The 20,290-nt window shown below is 68.7% G+C and carries 18 protein-coding genes and 1 pseudogene; 7 read left to right on the top strand and 12 right to left on the bottom strand.

Going from position 1 to position 20,290, the window contains the following annotated elements; translation table 11 throughout:
- Positions 1-6: 6 nt before the first annotated feature.
- The 9 genes from ABFO07_RS32935 to ABFO07_RS32895 form a co-directional block, all read right to left on the bottom strand.
- The gene (locus ABFO07_RS32935; protein ID WP_322230377.1) at positions 7-1,476 is read right to left on the bottom strand and encodes an aldehyde dehydrogenase family protein; all 1,470 of its coding nucleotides are present in this window, start codon (positions 1,474-1,476) and stop codon (positions 7-9) included.
- 48 nt (positions 1,477-1,524) lie between these two features.
- Positions 1,525-2,850 carry an NAD(P)/FAD-dependent oxidoreductase gene (locus ABFO07_RS32930; RefSeq protein ID WP_059557547.1) on the bottom strand — a complete coding sequence of 442 codons (1,326 nt, stop codon included), beginning with the start codon at positions 2,848-2,850 and terminating at the stop codon, positions 1,525-1,527.
- A gap of 2 nt (positions 2,851-2,852) precedes the next feature.
- Positions 2,853-3,587: a cupin domain-containing protein gene (locus tag ABFO07_RS32925; protein ID WP_059959401.1), complete on the bottom strand. Its 735-nt coding sequence runs from the start codon at positions 3,585-3,587 to the stop codon at positions 2,853-2,855.
- A 90-nt stretch (positions 3,588-3,677) separates the two neighbouring features.
- Positions 3,678-4,133: an AraC family transcriptional regulator gene (locus tag ABFO07_RS32920; protein ID WP_322230599.1), complete on the bottom strand. Its 456-nt coding sequence runs from the start codon at positions 4,131-4,133 to the stop codon at positions 3,678-3,680.
- 153 nt (positions 4,134-4,286) lie between these two features.
- Positions 4,287-5,564, bottom strand: coding sequence for an NAD(P)/FAD-dependent oxidoreductase (locus ABFO07_RS32915; RefSeq protein ID WP_059959636.1), 1,278 nt, complete (start codon positions 5,562-5,564; stop codon positions 4,287-4,289).
- Positions 5,565-5,764: 200 nt separating this feature from the next.
- Positions 5,765-7,636, bottom strand: coding sequence for an ABC transporter ATP-binding protein (locus tag ABFO07_RS32910; protein ID WP_322230381.1), 1,872 nt, complete (start codon positions 7,634-7,636; stop codon positions 5,765-5,767).
- Positions 7,636-8,595, bottom strand: a complete 960-nt coding sequence (locus ABFO07_RS32905) for an ABC transporter permease (protein ID WP_059557541.1) — start codon at positions 8,593-8,595, stop codon at positions 7,636-7,638. The genes ABFO07_RS32910 and ABFO07_RS32905 overlap by 1 nt, the downstream gene beginning before the upstream one ends.
- Positions 8,596-8,625: 30 nt before the next feature.
- Positions 8,626-9,579, bottom strand: coding sequence for an ABC transporter permease (locus ABFO07_RS32900; protein ID WP_059557539.1), 954 nt, complete (start codon positions 9,577-9,579; stop codon positions 8,626-8,628).
- A gap of 79 nt (positions 9,580-9,658) precedes the next feature.
- Complete coding sequence (locus ABFO07_RS32895; RefSeq protein ID WP_059880386.1) at positions 9,659-11,245, bottom strand: ABC transporter substrate-binding protein; 1,587 nt, start codon at positions 11,243-11,245, stop codon at positions 9,659-9,661.
- A 311-nt stretch (positions 11,246-11,556) separates the two neighbouring features.
- On the opposite strand from ABFO07_RS32895, the gene ABFO07_RS32890 reads away from it, so the two are divergent.
- Positions 11,557-11,877 carry a cupin domain-containing protein gene (locus ABFO07_RS32890; protein ID WP_322230601.1) on the top strand — a complete coding sequence of 107 codons (321 nt, stop codon included), beginning with the start codon at positions 11,557-11,559 and terminating at the stop codon, positions 11,875-11,877.
- Between the two features lie 96 nt (positions 11,878-11,973).
- Here ABFO07_RS32890 and ABFO07_RS32885 read toward each other — a convergent pair whose 3' ends face one another.
- A complete protein-coding gene (locus ABFO07_RS32885; RefSeq protein WP_059557535.1) occupies positions 11,974-12,642 on the bottom strand; it encodes a haloacid dehalogenase type II in 669 nt (222 codons plus the stop codon).
- Between the two features lie 479 nt (positions 12,643-13,121).
- Here ABFO07_RS32885 and ABFO07_RS32880 point away from each other — a divergent pair, with 479 nt between their 5' ends.
- From ABFO07_RS32880 to ABFO07_RS32860, 5 genes are all read left to right on the top strand, one after another.
- The gene (locus tag ABFO07_RS32880; protein WP_059880392.1) at positions 13,122-13,982 is read left to right on the top strand and encodes a GNAT family N-acetyltransferase; all 861 of its coding nucleotides are present in this window, start codon (positions 13,122-13,124) and stop codon (positions 13,980-13,982) included.
- Between the two features lie 12 nt (positions 13,983-13,994).
- Entirely contained in the window at positions 13,995-14,921 is a 927-nt protein-coding gene (locus ABFO07_RS32875) for a 2-hydroxyacid dehydrogenase (protein WP_347469732.1), read from the top strand.
- A 160-nt stretch (positions 14,922-15,081) separates the two neighbouring features.
- A complete protein-coding gene (locus ABFO07_RS32870; RefSeq protein WP_347469731.1) occupies positions 15,082-16,482 on the top strand; it encodes an aspartate aminotransferase family protein in 1,401 nt (466 codons plus the stop codon).
- 86 nt (positions 16,483-16,568) lie between these two features.
- Complete coding sequence (locus tag ABFO07_RS32865; RefSeq protein ID WP_059880397.1) at positions 16,569-17,060, top strand: Lrp/AsnC family transcriptional regulator; 492 nt, start codon at positions 16,569-16,571, stop codon at positions 17,058-17,060.
- 108 nt (positions 17,061-17,168) lie between these two features.
- The gene (locus tag ABFO07_RS32860; RefSeq protein WP_124595796.1) at positions 17,169-18,641 is read left to right on the top strand and encodes an NAD-dependent succinate-semialdehyde dehydrogenase; all 1,473 of its coding nucleotides are present in this window, start codon (positions 17,169-17,171) and stop codon (positions 18,639-18,641) included.
- On the opposite strand, the pseudogene ABFO07_RS34825 reads toward ABFO07_RS32860, so the two are convergent.
- Both ABFO07_RS34825 and ABFO07_RS32855 read right to left on the bottom strand, forming a co-directional pair.
- Positions 18,591-18,814 (bottom strand): annotated as a pseudogene (locus tag ABFO07_RS34825) (IS630 family transposase); the annotation flags it as partial. The gene ABFO07_RS32860 and the pseudogene ABFO07_RS34825 sit on opposite strands and share 51 nt — an antisense overlap.
- A gap of 261 nt (positions 18,815-19,075) precedes the next feature.
- Positions 19,076-19,825 (bottom strand): TetR/AcrR family transcriptional regulator, encoded by a 750-nt coding sequence (locus tag ABFO07_RS32855; protein ID WP_059909419.1) that lies wholly within the window; start codon positions 19,823-19,825, stop codon positions 19,076-19,078.
- A 218-nt stretch (positions 19,826-20,043) separates the two neighbouring features.
- Between ABFO07_RS32855 and ABFO07_RS32850 the strand changes: the two genes are divergently transcribed.
- Entirely contained in the window at positions 20,044-20,283 is a 240-nt protein-coding gene (locus ABFO07_RS32850; RefSeq protein WP_347469730.1) for a hypothetical protein, read from the top strand.
- Positions 20,284-20,290 lie beyond the last annotated feature (7 nt).

Here is a 20,290-nt window from a genome sequence, read left to right as displayed (position 1 = left end):
GCTGCTTCAGTCGTAGAAGCCCAGGATCGACTTGACCTCCGTGTACTCCTCCATCCCTTCGATCCCGTACTCGCGGCCGTTGCCCGACTGCTTGTACCCGCCGAACGGCGCCTGAGGGTCCCATGCCGGGTAGTTCAGGTGCACCTGCCCCGACCGGATGCGCGCAGCCACCGCGCGCACGCGTTCCTTGTCGGCGCCCTGCACATGGGCGCCAAGCCCGTAGACCGTGTCGTTCGCGATGGCGACGGCTTCGTCGACGGTGTCGTACGGAAGGATCGCGAGGACCGGGCCAAAGATCTCCTGCTGCGCGATCGCCATGTCGGTGCGGACGTCGGAAAAGACGGTCGGCCGCGCATAAAAGCCCCGGTCGAATCCCGCCGGCCGCCCGGGGCCGCCGGCGATCAGCTTCGCCCGTTCGTCGATGCCCGCGTCGATCATCTGCGCGACCCGGCCGAACTGCGCGCGATTGGCCAGCGGGCCATGCGTCGTCGCCTCGGCGAACGGATCGCCGACCACCATCCGCTCCATGGCCGCGACGGCCAGTTCCTCGACGCGGCCCAGGACGCTGCGCGGCACGATCAACCGGGTCGGCGCGCTGCACGACTGGCCCATGTTCCGGAACGCGGCGGCGACGCCCGGCGCGACGGCGCGCTGCAGGTCCGCATCGGGCAATACGATGTTCGGCGACTTGCCGCCAAGCTCCTGCGCGACGCGCTTGACGGTCGGCGCGGCCGCTTGCGCAACCAGCACGCCGGCGCGCGTCGATCCGGTGATCGAAACCATGTCGACCTCCGGGTGCGACGCGAGCGACGCGCCCACTTCCGTTCCGCTGCCGCTCACCAGGTTGAACACGCCCGCGGGCACGCCCGCATCGGCGATCACTTCCGCGAACAGCAACGCGCTGAGCGGTGACAGCTCACTGGGTTTCAGCACCACCGTGCAGCCTGCCGCGAGCGCCGGGCCGACTTTCGCGGTGATTTGATAGATCGGCCAGTTCCACGGTGTGATCAGCGCGCAGACGCCGATCGGCTCACGCACGATCGCGGTCGTCCCGCGCCGGGTCCGGAACGGATAACCGGCCAGATTGTCGCGCGCGACCCGGATATGTTCCGCCGCGAGCGGCACATGGGCACTGCGTGCGTAGTTGATCGGCGCGCCCATTTCCATCGCGAGCGCCATGGCGAACCGTTCGGCGCGCGCCAGTATCAACGCGTGAACGCGGTCGAGCAGCGCGGCGCGCTGCTGCGGCGAGGTCGCGGCCCAGCGCTCGAAAGCGTGGCGCGCGGCCCGCACCGCGCGATCGGCGTCGCGCGCGTTGCCGAGCGGGATCTCGCACAGCGTGTCTTCCGTGGACGGACAGACGACCGCGAACCGGTCCCCGCCATCGGGCAAAACCCAGTCGCCGTCGATGAAGAAACGATTCAGCCTTCCGGCTTCCGTCAAGTGACGAACCGGTGAATCGATGGGTGAATTCATTACAGAGTGTCCTTGAGTCGATGCCATGCGCTGCGACACGGCCTCAAACTAGAAATCGGCAACCTTGCCCCACGCGGAATCGCCGAACCGGCTCGGCCGATACGGCATCGGGTCCACGATCGGTTGCGCGCCCGTGACGAGATCCGCGATCAAGTGGCCGGCGCCCGGGCCAATGCCGAAACCGTGCCCGGAAAAACCTGCCGCCAGGATCAATCCCGGCACGCCCGGCACTTCGCCGATACCCGGGACGCCGTCCGGCGTGCTGTCGACGAACCCCGCCCATGCGTGCGTGATCGTTGCTTCGCGTAGCTCGGGCAGCAGTTCGACGGCACGGCGGTACGTTTCGGTGACGGTCGGCATATCGGGCTTCGGATCCAGAATGCGCACCGCCTCCATCGGGGTCGGCGCATCGAGCCGCCACCGCTTGAGCGTTTCATGGCCGCCGCGCATGCCCTCGAGGCCGCCCGGCAGCAGGTTGCGCCAGCGCTTCGCGAACATCGGCACGAACTGCGGAGCGAAGCGCAGGAACTGCGGCGTCACGTCCACGCGCGCGCGGCCGCTGATGGCCAGTGCGTAGCGTCCATCGCTGCGGCGCGTCACGGACACGCCGGAGGTGTACAACGCATCCGGCAAGCGCTGTTCGACCGGCGACACGCTCAGGATCGACTGGCGGATCGACGCCTGTGGAAAACGGATGTCGAGCTGGCGGCAGAACGACGACGCCCACGCGCCCCCGGCGAGCACGACGGTCCTGGTCCTGATCACGCCGGCTTCCGTGACGACGCCGCTGACACGGCCGCCCTCGAGCTCGATGCCGCGCGCCGCGCAGTGCTGGTGGACGCTGCCGCCGAGCTTCATGAGCGCAGCGGCCACGGCCGGCGCGGCCTTCCCCGGGTCGGCCGTGCCGTCGCTCGGCGAGAACACGCCGCCTTTCCACGGCCGCCCGGTGGCGCGCCCGCGTTCGCCGGCTTGCTTGCTGTCGAGCATGCAGGTCGTCACGCCCGCGGTTTTCGCGAAGTCGCCCCACTTGGCCCAGCGGGACAGCTCGGCCTCGTCATTGCTCAGATACAGCAGCCCGCAGCGATGAAAACCCGTGTCTTCGCCGGATTCGGCGGCGAATCGTTCCCACAGATCGATGCTCTTGCTCGCCATCGGCAATTCGCGCTCGTCGCGGTTCTGTTGCCGGCACCAGCCCCAGTTGCGGCTCGACTGCTCGGCCCCGATCCGCCCCTTCTCGACCAGCGCGACCGATACCCCGCGCCGGGCCAGGTAGTAAGCAGTAAAGACGCCGATGATTCCGCCGCCGATCACGACGACATCGGCCGCGGCCGGCAGCGTGGGCGAAGTTTCTATATGGCGCAGCGGAGGGGACATGTTCAGTCTCGTTCGGTTGATACGCGGACGTTTTGCACGACGTAGAATTTCGCCACGCGTTCGCGGCTTTCCCACCCGATGGGTGCGCCGCGCGGCACGAACAGCGCGTCGCCGGCGCCGAGCGACAGCACGCTGCCGTCGGGCGCGGCGAACCGTACGCTGCCGGCCAGCAGGAGCATGAACTCGTTCACGCGATGCGGGCGAACGATCCGGTGATAGGGCGTCGAATCCCACGTGCCCGCGCAGCACCCGGCGCCGTCGTCGACGAACACGTTGTCGCTGCGGCATTGCGGTGCGGGCCCGAGCAGCACCTCCGCCGGCAGCGATGCGGAGGGCTTGAAGTCGGCGTCGGCACGCAGCGGGAACACGCCGCGCTTCGTCGGTGCGGTGCACGCGGCTGCGCAGAACATGACGAGCACGCGCGACTCCGCGATGACGCGAAGCGCCGTGCCGCTGCCGATGACAGCCCCCTCGCCCGCGCCCAGCACCAACGGGGCGGCTCCCGCCGCTTCGAGCATCAGCTCGCCTTCGACGACGACGATCGTTTCAATGTGCGGATAACTCGGGACGTCAAGTTCGCCAGCGAAACGGATACGCCCGGCGGCCATCGAGTCGGGCCCTTCCCACGCGATCTCCCGCTGTCGCGCGAACGGGTCGCGCTCGCCGAACGCCTGCTTGCGGAAGGCGGTTGTATTCGCCGTGCCGTCGGCACGATGCAACACGAAAGCTGCGGTCATTTCTGCTCCTGCCAGTGCGCGACGAGGTGGTCGAGAACCCGTCGCGCGGTATCGGAAATCGTTGTTCGCGGACACTGTCCGCGTTTTCGCCTACGCAACGTGACACGCCCCTTCGCTGCGTTCGGCGCGCGTGCGCATCGGCGACGTTCGCGCCGGCGCGCCACCCGGCGGCGCGACCACGTAATCGCGCGGCGTGATGCCGAGCACCCGCCGGAAATGCCGGCACAGATGGCTCTGATCGAAGAATCCGACCTCGGTCGCGACGACCGAAGGCGCCAGGCCGGCGCGCAACAAATCCTGCGCACGCCGCACGCGCACCAGGCACAGATATCGATGCGGCGACAACCCGACTTCGCCGCGAAAGCGCGCGGTGAAGCGCGACACGCTCAATCCGGCCACCGCCGCGAGCGTGTCGAGGTTCAGCGGCTGCGCGAACGATGCATCGATCGTGCGCAGCACGTCGCCGATCGCCCGCGACACGGGCCGCGGGACATGCAGCGTGCGAGGCGTCGCGCCTTCGACCGGATCGCGGAACAGGGCGACCATGCTCACCGTGTTCATGCGGCCGCCTTGACAGCAGCATCCCGCGCGGCGAAATGCGCGATCGAGAACCGCCCGATCGGCGCCGAAGTCGTGTCGCCGACGTCGAGCGTGCAAACGAATCGTGTGGTCATATCGAATCCTCCCGGGGCAGCCGCTTCAGTGCAGGAAATCCTGCATCCGGTAATACGCGCCGACGAACGGCAGGAACCATGCGTGCCCGAAATGGCCGGGCATCGCCGGCCAGTCGAGCTCGCGCCACGGATTCGACGCGGCCGCGCCGTACAGCACGTCGGCCATTACGCGGCCCATGTGCACGGACATCTGCACGCCGTGGCCGCTGTAGCCCATCGAGTAATAGAGCCCGTCGTGCTGGCCCGCGCGCGGCAGCCGGTCGGCGGTGATGTCGACCAGCCCTCCCCAGCAGTAATCGAGCCGCACGTTGGCCAGTTCCGGGAAATAGCCGGCCATGCCGGTGCGCAGGATCTCGCCGCTTTTCGCGTCGGAGCGCGGGCTCGACATCGCGAAGCGCGCGCGGCCGCCGAACAGCAGCCGGTTGTCGGGCGTCACGCGGAAGTAGTTGCCGATCTGGCGCGACGTCACGTATGCACGGCGGTGCGGGAACAGCCGGTTCAGCTGCGCGTCGGGCAGCGGCTCGGTGACGACGATGAAACTGCCGACCGGCGCGATGCGCCGCCTGAACCAGGCGAACGGGCCATGTTGCGACGCACCGGTCGCGACCAGCACGCGATCGGCGACGAGCGTGCCGCGCGTGCAAGTGATCATGTGGCGCTCGCCCTGGATCCGCTCGAGCTGCGTGACGGACGCCTGCTCGTAGATGCGTGCGCCCGCCCGCACGGCCGCCTGCGCGAGGCCGACGCCGAACTTGCCCATGTGCATCTGCACGCCGTTGCGCTGCAACAGCCCGCCGTAGAAGCCGTCGGAGGCAATTTCATCGCGAATCCGCGACGGCTCGATCAGTTCGATGTCGGGATCCACTTCGCGCCGCAGCACGTCGAACGTCTTTGCCAGTCCCGCGAAATGCTGCGGTTTCGCGGCGAGCTTCAGCTTGCCGGCATGCCGGAAATCGCAGTCGATCGCATGTTCGGCAACGATCGCCTCGACGCTCCTCACCGCGCTTTCGTATGCACGGTAGAACTGCCTTGCGGGTTCGGCGCCGACGCGCGCGACAAGCGACGCGTAGTCCTGCGCGACGCCGGTATTGCACTGGCCGCCGTTGCGGCCGGACGCTTCGCCCGCGACCTGCGCGGCTTCGAGCACGACCACCGATACGCCGCGCTGCGCAAGCGCGAGCGCCGCCGACAGGCCGGTGAAGCCGCCGCCGATCACGGCCACGTCGGCGCGCCCTTCGACGGGCCCTTCGCAGCCGGCACGAAACGCGGGGCGGGTATCCAGCCAGTACGAGTCGAATTTCATCGGATCCTTCTCAAGCATTCCGCAACAGCGATCGGGGCGATCGCCCGTTGAAAGCCATTTAACCACCGTCAGAAAGCGCAGTTGCCGCGTATTCGCGCACCGCGCGCGCACGATTCACCGTTTTGCACGACCGCCGCAGCACACTATGCGGAAGGCCGCTCGCCGGGCCGGCGCGCGCGATGAACGAATGGTGCGGCACGCTACTGGCGCGCCGGCTGCACCGGCGCGACGCCCTCCGCCGGCTGGGCCTGGAAGCGCGCGAGGTCTTCCTCGCTGCGATGGCACAACACCTGCGCGCCGTTCTCGAGCGTGCGCAGCGTGGGCGCGCTCCGGTTGCACACGCCGTCCACCCGCATCGCGCAGCGCGACAGGAACGGACACAGCTCGGCGTCGTCGGCGCTCGCGCCGATCGGCACGAGCGGCCGGTGGCAGCGCTCGGCCGCATCGTCGAGCCAGCCCGCGCGCAGCTCCGGCGCGGACGACACGAGCAGGTGCGAATACGGGTGGTAAGGCGGCGCGCACAGCGCGTCGCGGCTGCCCGTCTCGACGCGGCGGCCCGCGTACAGCACGACGATGTCGTCGCTGATTGCGCGCACCTTCGCGATGTCGTGCGTGATGAACACGTACGACACGCCGAGCTTCGCCTGCAGGTCACGCAGCAAGTCCATGATCGCGGCGCCGACCACGGTGTCGAGTGCCGACGTGACCTCGTCGCACAGGATCAGGTCGGGCTCGGCCGCGAGCGCACGCGCGAGGTTCACGCGCTGCTTCTGTCCGCCGGACAGCTCGCCGGTGCGCCGCGCGGCGACCGCCTGCGGCAGCCGCACGAGTTCGAGCAGTTCCGCGACGCGCTGCCGCGCACGCGCGCCCTTGATCCCGTGATAGAACGCGAGCGGCCGCGCCAGCGTGCGCTCGACGGTATGCACCGGATTGAGCGCGGTATCGGCGTTCTGGAACACGATCTGCACGCGGCGGTGCTGCTCCTTGGTGCGCTTGGCCGTGTCGAGCGCGAGCGGCTCGCCGTCGAGCAGGATCTGCCCGCCCGTCGCCGGCACGAGGCCCGCGATCACCTTCGCGAGCGTCGTCTTGCCGGAGCCCGATTCGCCGATCACGCCGACCGTCTGCCCGCGCCCGATACGCAGGTCGACTTCGTGCAGGATCACCTTCGCGGGCCAGCCTTTCGCGGTACGGCCGCCGTAGCCGGCGACCGCGCCGCGCACGTCGAGCAGCGGCGCCGGTGCGGCGCTTGCCGCTTTCGCGTTGCGTTCGGCATCGCCCGGCGTCACCGCCGCGATCAGGCTCTGCGTGTACGGATGCGTCGGCGCATGCAGGATCTGCTCGGTATCGCCCGCTTCGCGGATCGCGCCGTCGCTCAGCACGACGATCCGGTCGGCCATCTGCGCGACCACGGCAAGATCGTGCGACACGTATACGGCGCTCATCCCGCAGCGCCGGATCACGCTCTTGAAGGCCTGCAGCACGTCGATCTGCGTGGTCACGTCGAGCGCGGTGGTCGGCTCGTCGAGGATCACCAGCTCCGGATCGGTGATCAGCGCCATCGCGGCCATCAGCCGCTGCAGTTGCCCGCCCGACACCTGGTGCGGATAACGCCTGCCGATCGTCTCCGGCTCGGGCAGCGCGAGCGCGCGAAACAGCTCGACCGCCTTCGCCTGCGCCTCGCGCCTGGGCATGGTCCTGTGGATCAGCGCACTCTCGATCACCTGGTCGAGGATCGTGCGCGACGGGTTGAACGCGGCGGCCGCGCTCTGCGCGATATACGCGACCTTGCGGCCGCGCAGCGCGGCCAGCGCGTGCGCGGACAACGTGCAGACGTCCGTGCCGCCGAGCTTCACCGAGCCGCCGGCGATCCGGCAGCCGGCACGCGCATGGCCCATCAGCGACAGCGCGATCGTCGTCTTGCCGGAGCCGGACTCGCCGATCAGCGCAAGCACCTCGCCGCGCCGGATCTCGAAGTCGACGCCGTGGACGATCGTCGTTTCCTCGCCGCCGGGCCGGCCGCCGACCACGCGCAGCCCGCGCACCTCGACGAGCGGGTTCGATTCGTGTTGCATCACTGCCCTCCCGCGGCGCCGGCCGCGCCCTTGCGGCGGCCGCGATGCGGCAGGCCGTCGATCAACAGGTTGACGCCCACCGTCAGGATCGCGATCGCGACCGCGGGCATGATCGCGACGGCCGAGCCGTCGCCGAGGCTCGCGATGTTCTCGCGCACGAGCGAGCCGAGATCCGCGTACGGCGGCTGCACGCCGAGCCCGAGAAAGCTCAGCCCGCTCAGCAGCAGCACGACGAACGTGAAGCGCAGCCCGGTATCGGCCAGCATCGGGTGGATCATGTTCGGCAGCATCTCGACGCACGCGATGTACAGCGCGCTTTCGCCGCGCGCCCGCGCGACCTGCACGAATTCGAGCGTGCTGATGTTGACCGCCAGCGCGCGCGCGATCCGGTACGAGCCCGGCATGTAGCTGACCGCGGCGGTCAGGACCAGGAGCGGCAGCGACGAACCGAACGCGGCGACGAACATCAGCGCGAACATCTTCGACGGGATCGACGTGAGCGCATCGAGCAGCCGGCTCATCGTCTCGTCGACCGCGCGGCCCGACACGGTCGCGAGCAGCCCGAGCGTCGTGCCGGTCAGCGCGGCGAGCAGCACCGCCGCGAGCGCGAGCAGCACGGTCAGCCGCGTGCCGTACAGGATCCGGCTCAGCATGTCGCGGCCGAGAAAGTCGGAGCCGAACGGCAGCTTCACGCTGAACGGCGCGAACACGTCCGGCGTGACGATCGCGCCGACGTCATGCGGCGCGAGCAGCGGCGCGAACACCGCGATGAACAACATCAGGCCGACCATCGACAGGCCGACGCGGCCGCCGGTCGTCAGTCTGACGCGCGCGGCGCGGCGCCTGGGCGGCTGGTCGGGGGAAGGCGCGGCGGGCGGCGGCGCGCCTTCCCACGGCGGGAGCGGATCGCCGGGCGGCGGCAGTACGTTGCTGCGTTGTACGGGTTCGGTCGGGTGCATGGGCGGCATCCTGGAAAGAGGACGGGACACTCAGGTCCGCAGTCTCGGGTTCGACACGATCGAGCACAGGTCGGCGAACAGCACGAGCGTCAGATAGGCGACGCAGAAGATCAGCGTGCACGCCTGGACCAGCGGGAAATCGCGGTTGCCGACAGCATCGACCATCAGGCTCGCGAGGCCCGGATAGTTGAAGATCGTCTCGACGACGATCACGCCGCCGAGCAGATACGACAGGCTCAAGGCGATCGCATTGGCGATCGGGCCGACCGCGTTCGGCAGCGCATGGCGCAGCACGACGCGCGCGGGGCTCGCGCCCTTGAGCACGGCCATCTCGACATACGACGCGCTCAGCTGCTCGATGACCGCGGCCCGCGTCATCCGGGCCATCTGCGCGATCACGACCGCGCACAGCGTCAGCACCGGCATCGCATACGCGCGCAGGAAGTCGTGCACGCTTTCGATCGGGCCGCTGTACGACAACGCGGACAGCCAGTGCAGCTTCACGGCGAGCACCAGCACGGCGACCGTCGCGATCAGGAATTCCGGCGTCGCGACGAGCGACAGCGTACCGAGGCTGATCGCGCGGTCGACCACCGACTCGCGCTTGACCGCCGCGAGGATACCGAGCAGCAGCGCGATCGGCACCGACACGGCGGTCGTGATCGCCGCGAGCGCGAGCGACTTCGGCAGGCGTCCGCCGATCATCTCCGACACCGGCATGTCGCCGGACAGCGAGCGGCCGAAATCGCCGTGCAGCAGCCCCGCGAGCCAGTGCAGGTAGCGCACGTGAGCCGGCATGTCGAGGCCGAACTGCTGGCGCAGCGCGGCGATCGTCTCCGGTGTGGCCGACTGGCCGAGCGCGGCCTGCGCGGCGTCGCCCGGCAGCAGGTTCGTGATCGTGAAGATGATCGCGGACACGATCAGCAGCGTCAGCGCGGTGACCGCGATGCGCCGGCCGATCAGCGCGAGCAGGATTCGGTTCATGAAGCGGCACTCCGTGAAAAGTCGCGCGCGACCAGGGCGGTGGCCCGCACCGGCCGCGCGGCGGCGGCACGCGTCGGCGTCACGCGTTCCACCACACGTTCTCGGCGAACATGAAGCCCATCATCCCGCCGGTCGGGATCGACCCGAGGCCCGCGAGCCGCTTGTCGTATCCGTCGAGGAAGCTGATGAAGGCCGGAATGCCGACCCGGCACTGCTGCGCGACGAGCACCTGCATGTCGCCGTACATCTGCTTGCGCTTCGCGTCGTCGGTTTCCGAGCGGGCGGCGAGCAGCAACTGGTCGAACTTCGCGTTCTTCCAGCCCGACTCGTTCCACGGCGCATCCGACTTGAAGAACTGCGTGAACAGCACGTCGGCGCTCGAGCGCGGGTTGATGTTGCCGAAGCCGAGCGGATGCTTCATCCAGTGGTTCGACCAGTAGCCGTCGGGCGACACGCGGTTCACCTGCAGGTTCAGCCCGATCTTCTGGCCGGCCTGCTGCAGCAGCACGGCCATTTCGATCGACCCGTTCGCGTCGGAGGTCGCATAGATCGGCGGCAGCGCGACGCCCAGTGCGCCCGCCTTCTGGAACAGGAACTTCGCCTTGTCCGGATCGTGCGGCCGCTGCGGCAGCGACGCGTTGAAGTAGCGATGCCCTGGCGGGATCGGCTGGTCGTTGCCGACCACCGCGTAGCCGCGGAATACCGCCGAGCGGATCTGTTCGCGATCGAACAGGTACTTCATCCCTTCGACGAAATCCGGGTTCGCGGTCAGCGGATTGTCGCTGCGCATGATCAGGTCGGTATAGAGCCCCGACTTGGTTTCCTTCAGCGCATAGCCCGGCGTCGACGCGACCCGCTGCGTCGAGCGCGGATCGATCGCGTTGATCAGGTGCACGTCGCCCGACAGCAGCGCGTTCAGGCGCGCGGCGCTGTCGCTGATGCCGATCAGCTCGATTTCGTCGAGGTACGGCATCCCCGGCTTGAAGTAGCTGTCGTTGCGCACGCCGACGGTCGACACGCCCGGCTTGAACGACTTCAGCTTGTACGGGCCGCAGCCGATGCCGGTGCTGAAGTCGGTCGTGCCGTCCTTGACGATCACGAGTTGCGGCGTCGCGAGGATCACCGGCAGATCGGCGTTCGCGCTGGCGAGCGTGAGCGTGACTTCGTCCGGGCCGCTCGCCTTCGCATCGGCGAACTGATCGGCGAGCGGCTTGACCTTCGAGGCGGTGGCCGCGTTCTTGTGGCGCATCAGCGAATACACCACGTCGGCCGGCCCGACCGGTTTCCCGTCGTGGAACGTGACGCCCTTGCGCAGCTTGATGATCCACGTCTTCGCGTCGGTCGTCTGCAGCGACTGGGCGAGATTCATCTGCGGCGTCAGGCTCGCGTCGAGCTGCGTGAGGCCGCTGTAGAACATGAAGAAGCGAATGTAGTCGGCGCCCGTCGAGCCCTTGGCCGGGTCGAGCGTATCGGCCGTCGAGCTCGATTCGTTCGCGACCCGGATCTTGCCGCCGCGCTTGGGCGCCGGCGCGGCGAACGCCGACTGCGCGTCCATCAGCAGGCCGCCGCCGCCGACGGCCATCATGCCGCTCGCCGCCATGACCCGCATCATGTCGCGGCGCGTGAAGCCGCCCTTGCCGCCGCCGTTGTCGATATCGTCGCTCATCCGAACTGCTCCTGACTGTGGTAAGTGGGTCTAGGGTCTGTTTACATGTGGAACGTGCATGCGTTGCCACGAGAACGGCCGCTCGCCGCGAGGCGCGCGGCGCCGCGAATACTGACGTATTCGCATGCACGTTCCATATGTAAGCAGACCCTGGGGTCCAGCGTGGTTCGAGAAACCCGCCGCGCCCGCCTGCTGGTGCCGGGCGCGACGTCGTGCGCATTGAGTTCATTTAAGCATCGCCAAAATGCGGGTTGTCGCGATTCGGGGCGGCTGCACGACACGATTCGACCGTTTTGGGCCGCCTGCGCAGCATGATTTGCTGCGTGCCCCGGCGCACCGCCGTTTGCCCGGTGCGGTGCGCGGGCAGCGGGCAAACGGTTCTTCGGAAGATTGCCCGCGCCAGCGAAGCCGGCCTGCCCGGGAAGCGGCGCACCGCCGGCTTGCCGGGCGCTCGCCGGTGCAACGTGAAGGAGGCGGAGGTGATGCACTTCCTGTCCGGTGCCGGCACGTTCGCACCGGGCGGCCAGGACGCGCTCGAGTTCGGCGCGGGCGATACGCTGTTCTTCGCCGCGAGTACCGGGGGGCTATGGCAGGTGCGCGAGGCGCCGCGCAAGGTGTGCGTGAGCTTCTGATGCCGACGGCCCGCCACGTGCACGGGCTTTCCCGGGCATCGCAGCGGGCCGCCGGTGGGCTGCGCGACGGCACGCATCGCGCAGCCGGCGCGTGGCTTACAGCCCGAGTTGCGTCGCGAGGTGGCCGATGTCCGACACCTCGTAGTAGTTGTAAAACGGCGTGCCCGGCTCATGGCCGCGGTTGACGAACGCCTTGTGCTTGATACCGAGATCCTCGGCCGTCATCAGGTCGTAGCGCAGGCTCGACGACACGTGCAGCACGTCCTCCGGCTTGCAGCCGAGCTTGCCGAACATGTATTCGAAGCCCTGCATCCGCGGCTTGTACGACTGCGCCTGCTGCGCGGTGAACACCGCATGGAACGGCGCGCCGAGTTTGTCGACGTTGCTCATGATCTGGTCGTCCGACGCATTCGACAGGATCACGAGCTTGTACTTCGTCGCGAGCCGCGACAGGCCCGCCGGCACGTCCGGATGTGGGCCCCACGTCGGCACTGCATGATAGAAACGCTCGGCCTCGGCTTCGTCGAATTTCGTGCCGACCCGCGCACAGGTGCGCCGGATCGCGTTGACGACGACGTCGCGATACGGTTTCCACGCACCGAGCACCTCGTCAAGGCGGTAGGCGGCGAACGCACGCACGAATTCCTCGAGCGCGACGGGTGACAGCCGGTCTGCATAGACTTCCCGCGCCATGTCGGCCATCCGGAAGCGGGTAAGCGTGCCGTAGCAGTCGAACGTGATGAACTTCGGTTCAAATTGGATCATGGTGACGTCCTGTCGGTGTGAAGCCCCGGCAGGGCCGGGGACGGGCTGGGTTGTACGGAATTGAACCAAGGCAAAAAATCCTTCGCGCATCGTTCGGCGCCGCTCAAAACGCAGAATCGCCGTGTGTTGCGCGCGCTGCACGGCACGATCTGCGGTGCGCTCCCGCGCGGTGCGCGCCGGCCGGCCGGCGGGACTCGTGAAACCGCGACGCGGGTGCCCGGCTCGGCCGCAACTCGGTGCGACGCGGCAGCGAGCGGTGCGCCACCGTGCTTCAATCCTACTGGCGTTCATGCAGCAGAAGCTGCCGGAATGACGGGGCGGGCCGGCACGAACCGCGCGTTCCGGCGCGCCGATCGAGCCGGTTTGCGTCGAACTCGCCCGACCGGCCGCAGCCGCCGCAAAACAGGCGAATCGTCCTATCCGGGCCGCAACGGCGCTGGCACAGTGAACGCGTCATTCCTACCCATCCGGAGTCCGGCGTGGCCGACCTCAATCCTTCCAGCAAGCTCACCTACCGCCCGTTCGCCGAAACCGACCTGCCCGCCGCGCACCGGCTGTCGGAGGCGGTCAAGTGGCCGCACCGGCTCGACGACTGGCGCTTCGCATTCCAGCTCGGCAGCGGCTTCGTCGCCGAAGACGAAGCCGGCATCGTCGGCACCGCGCTCGGCTGGCCGTTCGGCGAGTCGCACGCATCGCTCGGCATGGTGATCGTGTCGCCCGAGCGGCAGGGCCGCGGCATCGGCCGCGAACTGCTCGCGCGCGTCGTCGACAGTCTCGGCGCGCGGACCGTGTTCCTCCACGCGACGCCGGCCGGCGAGCCGCTCTATGTGAAGTTCGGCTTCGGCGCGATCGGCACGATCGACCAGCACCAGGGCGCCGCGTTCCAGCCGCCGCTGATCTCGCTGCCGCCCGGCGAGCGCATGCGGCCGCTCGGCACCACCGACGGCCCGCGTCTCGCCGCGCTCGCATCGCGCGCGGCCGGCTACCCGCGCGACGCGGTGATCGACGCGCTGCTCGGCGTCGCCAACGGGATCGCGCTCGATCGCGACGGCGAACTGCTCGGCTTCGCGCTGTTCCGCCGTTTCGGCCGCGGCCACGTGATCGGCCCGGTGATCGCGCCGGACACGCTGCGCGCGCAGGCGCTGATCAGCCACTGGCTCGCGCTGCACGAAGGCATGTTCGTGCGCCTCGACGTGCCGGGCGACAGCGGGCTGTCGGACTGGCTGCAGGGGCTCGGCCTGCCGCGCGTCGATACCGTCGTCGCGATGGCGCGCGGCGCGGCGCCCGCCGGCGATCCGGCGCTGCGCACGTTCGCCATCGTCAACCAGGCGCTCGGCTGAGCGGCGCGCGCGATGAGCTTTCTCTACAAGGCCGACCCGGTGCGCGGCACGCAATGGGCGCAGCGCTTCGCGCAACACGCGCCGGACCTCGCGTTCCGGATCTGGCCCGACATCGGCGATCCGCACGCGGTGCGCTACCTCGCCGCATGGCAGCCGCCCGACGACCCGGTCGCACTGCTGCCGAATCTGGAGATCGTGTTTTCGGTCGGCGCGGGCATCGATCAATTCGACCTGTCGCGCGTGCCCGCGCACATTCCGGTCGTGCGGATGATCGAGCCCGGCATCGTCGACGGGATGGTCGAATACGTGACGCAGGCGGTGCTGACGATTCACCGCGACCTGTTCGACTATGCGGCGCAGCAGCGCGCGCAAGTGTGGCGCGAGAAGCCGGTGCGCGCGGCCACGTCGCGACGCGTCGGCGTGCTCGGGCTCGGCACGCTCGGGCAGGCCGTGCTCGACACGCTGCGGCGCTTCGGTTTCCCGTGCGCCGGCTGGAGCCGCACGCCGCGCACGCTCGACGGCATCGACTGCTACGCGGGCGACGCGGCGCTCGACACGTTCCTGGCCCGCACCGACATCCTGATCTGCCTGCTGCCGCTCACCGACGGCACGCGCGGCCTGCTCGGCGCGCGCGTGTTCGACGCGCTGCCGGCCGGCGCATCGCTCGTGCAGGTCGGGCGCGGCCCGCAGCTCGATGCGACCGCGCTGCTCGCCGCGCTCGACAGCGGCCGCGTCGACAGCGCGATCCTCGACGTGACGGACCCGGAGCCGTTGCCGGCCGGCCACCCGTTCTGGACGCATCCGCGCGTTCGCATCACGCCGCACATTGCCAGCGCGACGCGGCCCGACACCGCGGTCGACGCCGTGCTCGCGAACCTCGCGCGCCATCGCGCGGGGCAGCCGATGATCGGCGTCGTCGATCGCGCGCGCGGTTACTGACGCGCGCGGCCGGCGCGGCGGGGCGCGCAGCAGAAAATGTCGAAGCGCCCCGGGAAAACGCCGCTTTCGTACGTTTCCGGCCGCAAATTGAAGGCACGTGCGGATTTCTCGCCCGGTAGCATGAACTCACGCTGACACCCGACGAGAGTCCCGCCCTGCCATGAACCAAGCCGCGCTGATCGAAGCCGATCGTCAACACCTGATCCACCCTGTCGTCAACTATCGTGCGCACGAGGCGCGCGGCGTCACCGTGCTCGCATCCGCGGACGGCGTGTTCCTGCGCGACGCAGACGGCCACACGCTGCTCGATGCGTTCTCGGGCCTGTGGTGCGTGAACGTCGGCTACGGCCGCGACAGCATCGTGCAGGCCGCCGCCGAGCAGATGGCGAAGCTGCCCTACGCGACCGGCTATTTTCATTTCGGCTCGCAACCCGCGATCGAGCTGGCCGAACGGCTCGCGGCGCTGGCGCCGCCGTCGCTGAACCGCGTGTATTTCACGCTCGGCGGCTCGGATGCGATCGACTCCGCCGTGCGTTTCATCACGCACTATTTCAACGCGACCGGCCGCCCGTCGAAAAAGCAGATGATTGCGCTCGAGCGCGGCTACCACGGCTCGTCGTCGATCGGCGCCGGCCTCACCGCGCTGCCCGCTTTCCACCGTCACTTCGACCTGCCGCGCGCGGACCAGCATCACATCCCGTCGCCCTACCCGTATCGCCACCCGCTCGGCGACGATTCGCAGGCGCTGATCGCCGCGTCGGTCGCCGCGCTCGAAGCGAAAGTCGCCGAGCTCGGCGCGGACAACGTCGCGGCATTCTTCTGCGAGCCCGTGCAGGGTTCCGGCGGCGTGATCGTGCCGCCGGCCGGCTGGCTGAAGGCGATGCGCGACGCGTGCCGGCGCCTCGGCATCCTGTTCGTCGCCGACGAGGTGATCACCGGCTTCGGTCGCACGGGCCCGCTGTTCGCGTGCGAAGCCGAGCAGGTCGACCCGGACCTGATGACCGTCGCGAAGGGGTTGACCGCCGGCTATGCGCCGATGGGCGCGGTGCTGATGTCCGACGAAATCTATGAAGGGATCGCGGGCACCCGCGCCGATTCGCCCGCGGTCGGCCACGGCTATACGTATTCCGCGCATCCGGTCAGCGCCGCGATCGGCCTCGAGGTGCTGAAGCTCTATCACGAAGGCGGGCTGCTCGCGAACGGCCGGGCGCTGGCGCCGCGTTTCGCCGCGGGGCTCGATGCGCTACGCGCGCATCCGCTCGTGGGCCACTCGCGTTCGGTCGGCCTGCTCGGCGCGCTCGAACTGGTGGCCGACAAGGCACGCAAGACCCGCTTCGATCCGGCGCTGGGCGTGCCCGACAAGATCGCCGCCGCCGCGTACGCGAACGGCGTGGTGTTTCGCGCGTTCGGCGACGGCGTGCTCGGTTTCGCGCCGGCGCTGAGCTTCACCGCGGGCGAGTTCGACCTGATGTTCGAGCGCGTGGGAAAGACGCTCGACGACGTGCTGGCCGACCCGGGCGTGCAGCGCGCGCTCGACGCCGCGCACGCGCTGCCGGCGTGAGCCCGTCAAGGGAAAGCCGGGCTTGTGGCGGCAATCGTTCGACTCTAAAGTAACCGGACATTCCATTTTTTCCCTCTCACGCGACCATGACGGACAGCAAGCTAGATCGCATCGACCTGCGCATCCTCTCCCAGTTGCAAAAGCGCGGCCGCATGACCAACGTCGAACTGGCCGATGCGGTCGGGCTGTCGCCCAGTCCTTGCCTGATCCGCGTGAAGCGGCTCGAGAAGGCCGGCTATATCTCCGGCTACGGTGCGCACATCCAGCTCGAGAAACTCGGCGACGTGCAGGTCGTGTTTACCGAGGTCACGCTGGCCGACCACCGGCGCGAGGACTTCGACCGTTTCGTCGCGGCGATCCGCAATGTCGACGAGATCGTCGAGTGCCACCTCGCGAGCGGCGGCTACGACTATCTGCTGAAATTCATCACGCGCAGCGTGAGCCATTACCAGACGATCGTCGAAGGGCTGCTCGAGCAGAACATCGGCATCGAGAAGTATTTCAGTTACGTGATCATCAAGTCGCCGTTCGTCAAACGGCACTACCCGCTCGAATCGCTGTTCGGCGAACGTCACTGACGGACAGCGTGCGGCATCCACGCGCGCGACGGTCCGCCGTCCGCGCGGGATAGTCGCGCGCGCGCACCGCTGCCGTCGTCGCCGAATCGCTCCATCCAAGGATCTGTCATGCCGCTTACGCTGTCTCGAACCGAACTCGTTCGCACCGCCAACCTGATCGACGGCAATTGGCGCGACGCGCTCGACGGCCGCCGTTTCGACGTCACCGATCCCGCGACGCTCGAGACCGTTGCCCACGCACCCGACAGCAGCGCCGCCGACGCGCGCGCCGCGACCGACGCGGCGGCACGCGCGCTGCCCGCCTGGCGTGCAACGCCCGCTCGCGAACGGGCCGCGATACTGCGCGCGTGGCACGCGGCGATCGTCGCGCATACCGACGATCTCGCAAGGCTGATGTCGCGCGAACAGGGCAAGCCGCTCGCCGAAGCGCGCGGTGAAGTCGCCTACGGCGCGTCGTACGTGCTGTGGTTTGCCGAGGAGGCGACGCGCACGTATGGCGACCTGATTCCGCAACAGCAGCGCGGCAAACGGCTCAGTGCGGTCAAGGAGCCGATCGGCATCGTCGCGGCGATCACGCCGTGGAATTTCCCGCTCGCGATGATCGCGCGCAAGATCGCGCCCGCGCTGGCCGCGGGCTGCACGGTCGTCGCGAAGCCGGCCGAAGACACGCCGCTCACCGCGCTCGCGCTGGCCTTCCTCGCGCAGGAAGCTGGCGTGCCGGCCGGCGTGCTGAACATGATTGCCGCGTCGCGCGAACGCGGCATCGATGCCGTGGCCGACTGGCTCGCCGACGGCCGCGTGCGCAAGATCACGTTCACCGGATCCACCCCGGTCGGCAAGCTGCTCGCGCGCGAATCGGCGGCAACGCTGAAGAAACTGTCGCTCGAGCTCGGCGGCAATGCGCCATTCATCGTGTTCGACGATGCCGAACTCGATGCCGCGGTCGACGGGCTGATGGCCGCCAAGTTCCGCAATGGCGGTCAGACCTGCGTGTCGCCGAATCGCGTGTACGTGCAGGCCGGCGTCTACGATGCGTTCGCCGCGAAGCTCGCCGCGCGCGTCGCCGCGCTGAAGGTCGCGCCGGCGACCGACCCGGCCGCGCAGATCGGCCCGATGATCAACGCGCGTGCGGTGGACAAGATCGCGCGCCACGTCGGCGACGCGATCGAGCGCGGCGCGCGCGTGCTCGCCGGCGGCAAGCGTCTGGCCGAACTCGGCCCGAACTTTTACGCACCGACGGTGCTCGCCGACGCGACTGCCGACATGCAACTGAACTGCGAGGAAACGTTCGGACCGATCGCGGCGTTGTTTCGCTTCGATACCGAGGACGAGGCCGTCGGCGCCGCGAACGATACGCCGTTCGGGCTCGCCGCGTATTTCTACACGCAGGATGTGCGGCGCATCGCGCGCGTGTCGGCGCGGCTCGAAACGGGCATCGTCGGCATCAACGAAGGCGCGCTCGCGAGCGAGGCCGCGCCGTTCGGCGGCGTGAAGGAATCCGGCTACGGCCGCGAAGGCTCGCGCTATGGCCTCGACGATTACCTGTCGATCAAGTACCTGTGCCAAGGCGGGCTCGATTGAATCCAGCCGAATCCTCGCGCCGCACCCCTGATGTCGATGGCGCGGTTTGCAGGTGGCGAGTACGGCGCCGTTGAGCACGTTCAGTGCGGCAAACAGCGTGGTGGCGCCGTGACGACAGAGTCGTGGGTAACGCCTTCGACGTAGCCGAAACCCATCGGCGACGATGCGCTCGTCGATGGCCTCCCCCTCCGGGCACTGGAAGAAATCGCTTCCGGGCTCGTCGCCGGTATTCGCGGGGTAGCCGCGAAGGCGGCCATTCGTGCGACGTCCGGACGGGCAGCATCCGACATGACGCCCGCATCGACCGTGCGCTGCCCCGCTTCGACATGCGGCCGGCTGGACGACATACGCCAGGCTCGGCGCACCAAGTCAGCTGACGGGTACCGCGCATGCGCTGGGGATGGCCTCGCCGGCGCCTGCGTCGCCCCGTTGCGTCACCGTGCCGTCTCGGCCGCTTCCACGACCGGCAGCGGCCGGCTTGCGATCTTCTCGGCTTCCCCGCGCTTGAGCCCCAGCGTATGCAGCAGCGTCGCCGCCGTGCGTTCCGGAAAATGCTCTCCGCTAAAGCCGAGTTCCTTGAGCACGCCGGCCGCCGGCGCGCCCGGCGCGACGAAGTTGAGCTCGGCGGCAATTGCGGTCAGCACCGTACCGCCGACCGAAAGAAAGCCTATGAATGGGTCGGCGACCACGAAGCGCTTCTCGGCGATGCCGCGCTCGATATCCCGCAGCAGGCGCTGACCCAGGCCATGCGTCAGGACGCGCGCCGAAAACCCTTCGCGTATCAGGAAGTGCCCCCACACCGGCTCGCGCCGCGCGCGCATCAGCGTATGCCGCACCGAGACGGAAATGATCTCCGCCGGGTCGGACAAGCCGCTCGCCAGGCGATCGAGCGAATCCGCGAACTCCTCGAATACCGATTCCACGAGGGTGGCGTAGATCGCCTCCTTCGATTCGAAGTGGTTGTAGAACGAGCCAAAGCCGACGTCGGCGGCCTCGGTGATTTCGTTGATGGCGACGCCTTCCATGCCCTTCTCCGCCATCAGTCTGAGCGCGGCGTCCAGCAGGCGGGCACGGGTCTCGCGCTTGCGGCGCGCGCCACGCGGCTCGCGCTCTTCGGCGACCGCGGGACTGCTTGCCTCCGGGGCGGAGCGCTTTGGTGTCCGGCGACTCGGTGTATTCGTCATGACGTTTCCGATCCTTGTTCGTGCCCAAGTATAGATTCAAATGTCTACATTGACAAAGTCATCAACTATGACTTTAATGTCATCAAGGACGGCGGAACACGGCCTCAGTAACTGATCGAACGACGAATGGAGATACGGTGGAGACACACATGCACACGGGCGCCAGCGCGTCCATTCACAACAGCTCGCTTTCGTCGCCGGAGCGCGGGCTGCCTTCGATGCTCGGCGCACCGATCGCAGGATTCGGGCCGGTCGGCGCCGCATCGGGCCATTCGTCGGCCAGTCGCGGCGCCGGCGACGAGGCGCGCCGCTCTCATGCGAAATCGACGATCGACCTCGCGGCATTCATGGTCCGGCCAGTGATGTCGCGTGACGGTGAGATTGCATGCCTGCCGTTGCGCGGCAAGCCCCTCGATGCGACGGCGCCTGCCTTCGCGATTGCCATTCGATCTGCCTGATTGTCAT

The sequence above is a fragment of the Burkholderia stagnalis genome (assembly GCF_039848545.1).
In the GTDB taxonomy this organism is placed as follows: Bacteria; Pseudomonadota; Gammaproteobacteria; order Burkholderiales; family Burkholderiaceae; genus Burkholderia; species Burkholderia stagnalis.
This window is presented reverse-complemented; position numbering and strand designations above follow the sequence as displayed.

What these genes read in the sequence shown, in the direction of transcription:
- ABFO07_RS32910 (WP_322230381.1), bottom strand. Translation starts at nt 7,636, where the DNA reads ATGCAACACGAATCGAACCCGCTCGTCGAGGTGCGCGGGCTGCGCGTG.
- ABFO07_RS32900 (WP_059557539.1), bottom strand. Translation starts at nt 9,579, where the DNA reads ATGAACCGAATCCTGCTCGCGCTGATCGGCCGGCGCATCGCGGTCACC.
- ABFO07_RS32865 (WP_059880397.1), top strand. Translation starts at nt 16,569, where the DNA reads ATGACGGACAGCAAGCTAGATCGCATCGACCTGCGCATCCTCTCCCAG.
- ABFO07_RS32860 (WP_124595796.1), top strand. Translation starts at nt 17,169, where the DNA reads ATGCCGCTTACGCTGTCTCGAACCGAACTCGTTCGCACCGCCAACCTG.
- ABFO07_RS32855 (WP_059909419.1), bottom strand. Translation starts at nt 19,825, where the DNA reads ATGACGAATACACCGAGTCGCCGGACACCAAAGCGCTCCGCCCCGGAG.
- ABFO07_RS32925 (WP_059959401.1), bottom strand. Translation starts at nt 3,587, where the DNA reads ATGACCGCAGCTTTCGTGTTGCATCGTGCCGACGGCACGGCGAATACA.
- ABFO07_RS32875 (WP_347469732.1), top strand. Translation starts at nt 13,995, where the DNA reads ATGAGCTTTCTCTACAAGGCCGACCCGGTGCGCGGCACGCAATGGGCG.
- ABFO07_RS32930 (WP_059557547.1), bottom strand. Translation starts at nt 2,850, where the DNA reads ATGTCCCCTCCGCTGCGCCATATAGAAACTTCGCCCACGCTGCCGGCC.
- ABFO07_RS32850 (WP_347469730.1), top strand. Translation starts at nt 20,044, where the DNA reads ATGCTCGGCGCACCGATCGCAGGATTCGGGCCGGTCGGCGCCGCATCG.
- ABFO07_RS32935 (WP_322230377.1), bottom strand. Translation starts at nt 1,476, where the DNA reads ATGAATTCACCCATCGATTCACCGGTTCGTCACTTGACGGAAGCCGGA.
- ABFO07_RS32895 (WP_059880386.1), bottom strand. Translation starts at nt 11,245, where the DNA reads ATGAGCGACGATATCGACAACGGCGGCGGCAAGGGCGGCTTCACGCGC.
- ABFO07_RS32905 (WP_059557541.1), bottom strand. Translation starts at nt 8,595, where the DNA reads ATGCACCCGACCGAACCCGTACAACGCAGCAACGTACTGCCGCCGCCC.
- ABFO07_RS32920 (WP_322230599.1), bottom strand. Translation starts at nt 4,133, where the DNA reads ATGGTCGCCCTGTTCCGCGATCCGGTCGAAGGCGCGACGCCTCGCACG.
- ABFO07_RS32885 (WP_059557535.1), bottom strand. Translation starts at nt 12,642, where the DNA reads ATGATCCAATTTGAACCGAAGTTCATCACGTTCGACTGCTACGGCACG.
- ABFO07_RS32890 (WP_322230601.1), top strand. Translation starts at nt 11,557, where the DNA reads ATGATTTGCTGCGTGCCCCGGCGCACCGCCGTTTGCCCGGTGCGGTGC.
- ABFO07_RS32870 (WP_347469731.1), top strand. Translation starts at nt 15,082, where the DNA reads ATGAACCAAGCCGCGCTGATCGAAGCCGATCGTCAACACCTGATCCAC.
- ABFO07_RS32915 (WP_059959636.1), bottom strand. Translation starts at nt 5,564, where the DNA reads ATGAAATTCGACTCGTACTGGCTGGATACCCGCCCCGCGTTTCGTGCC.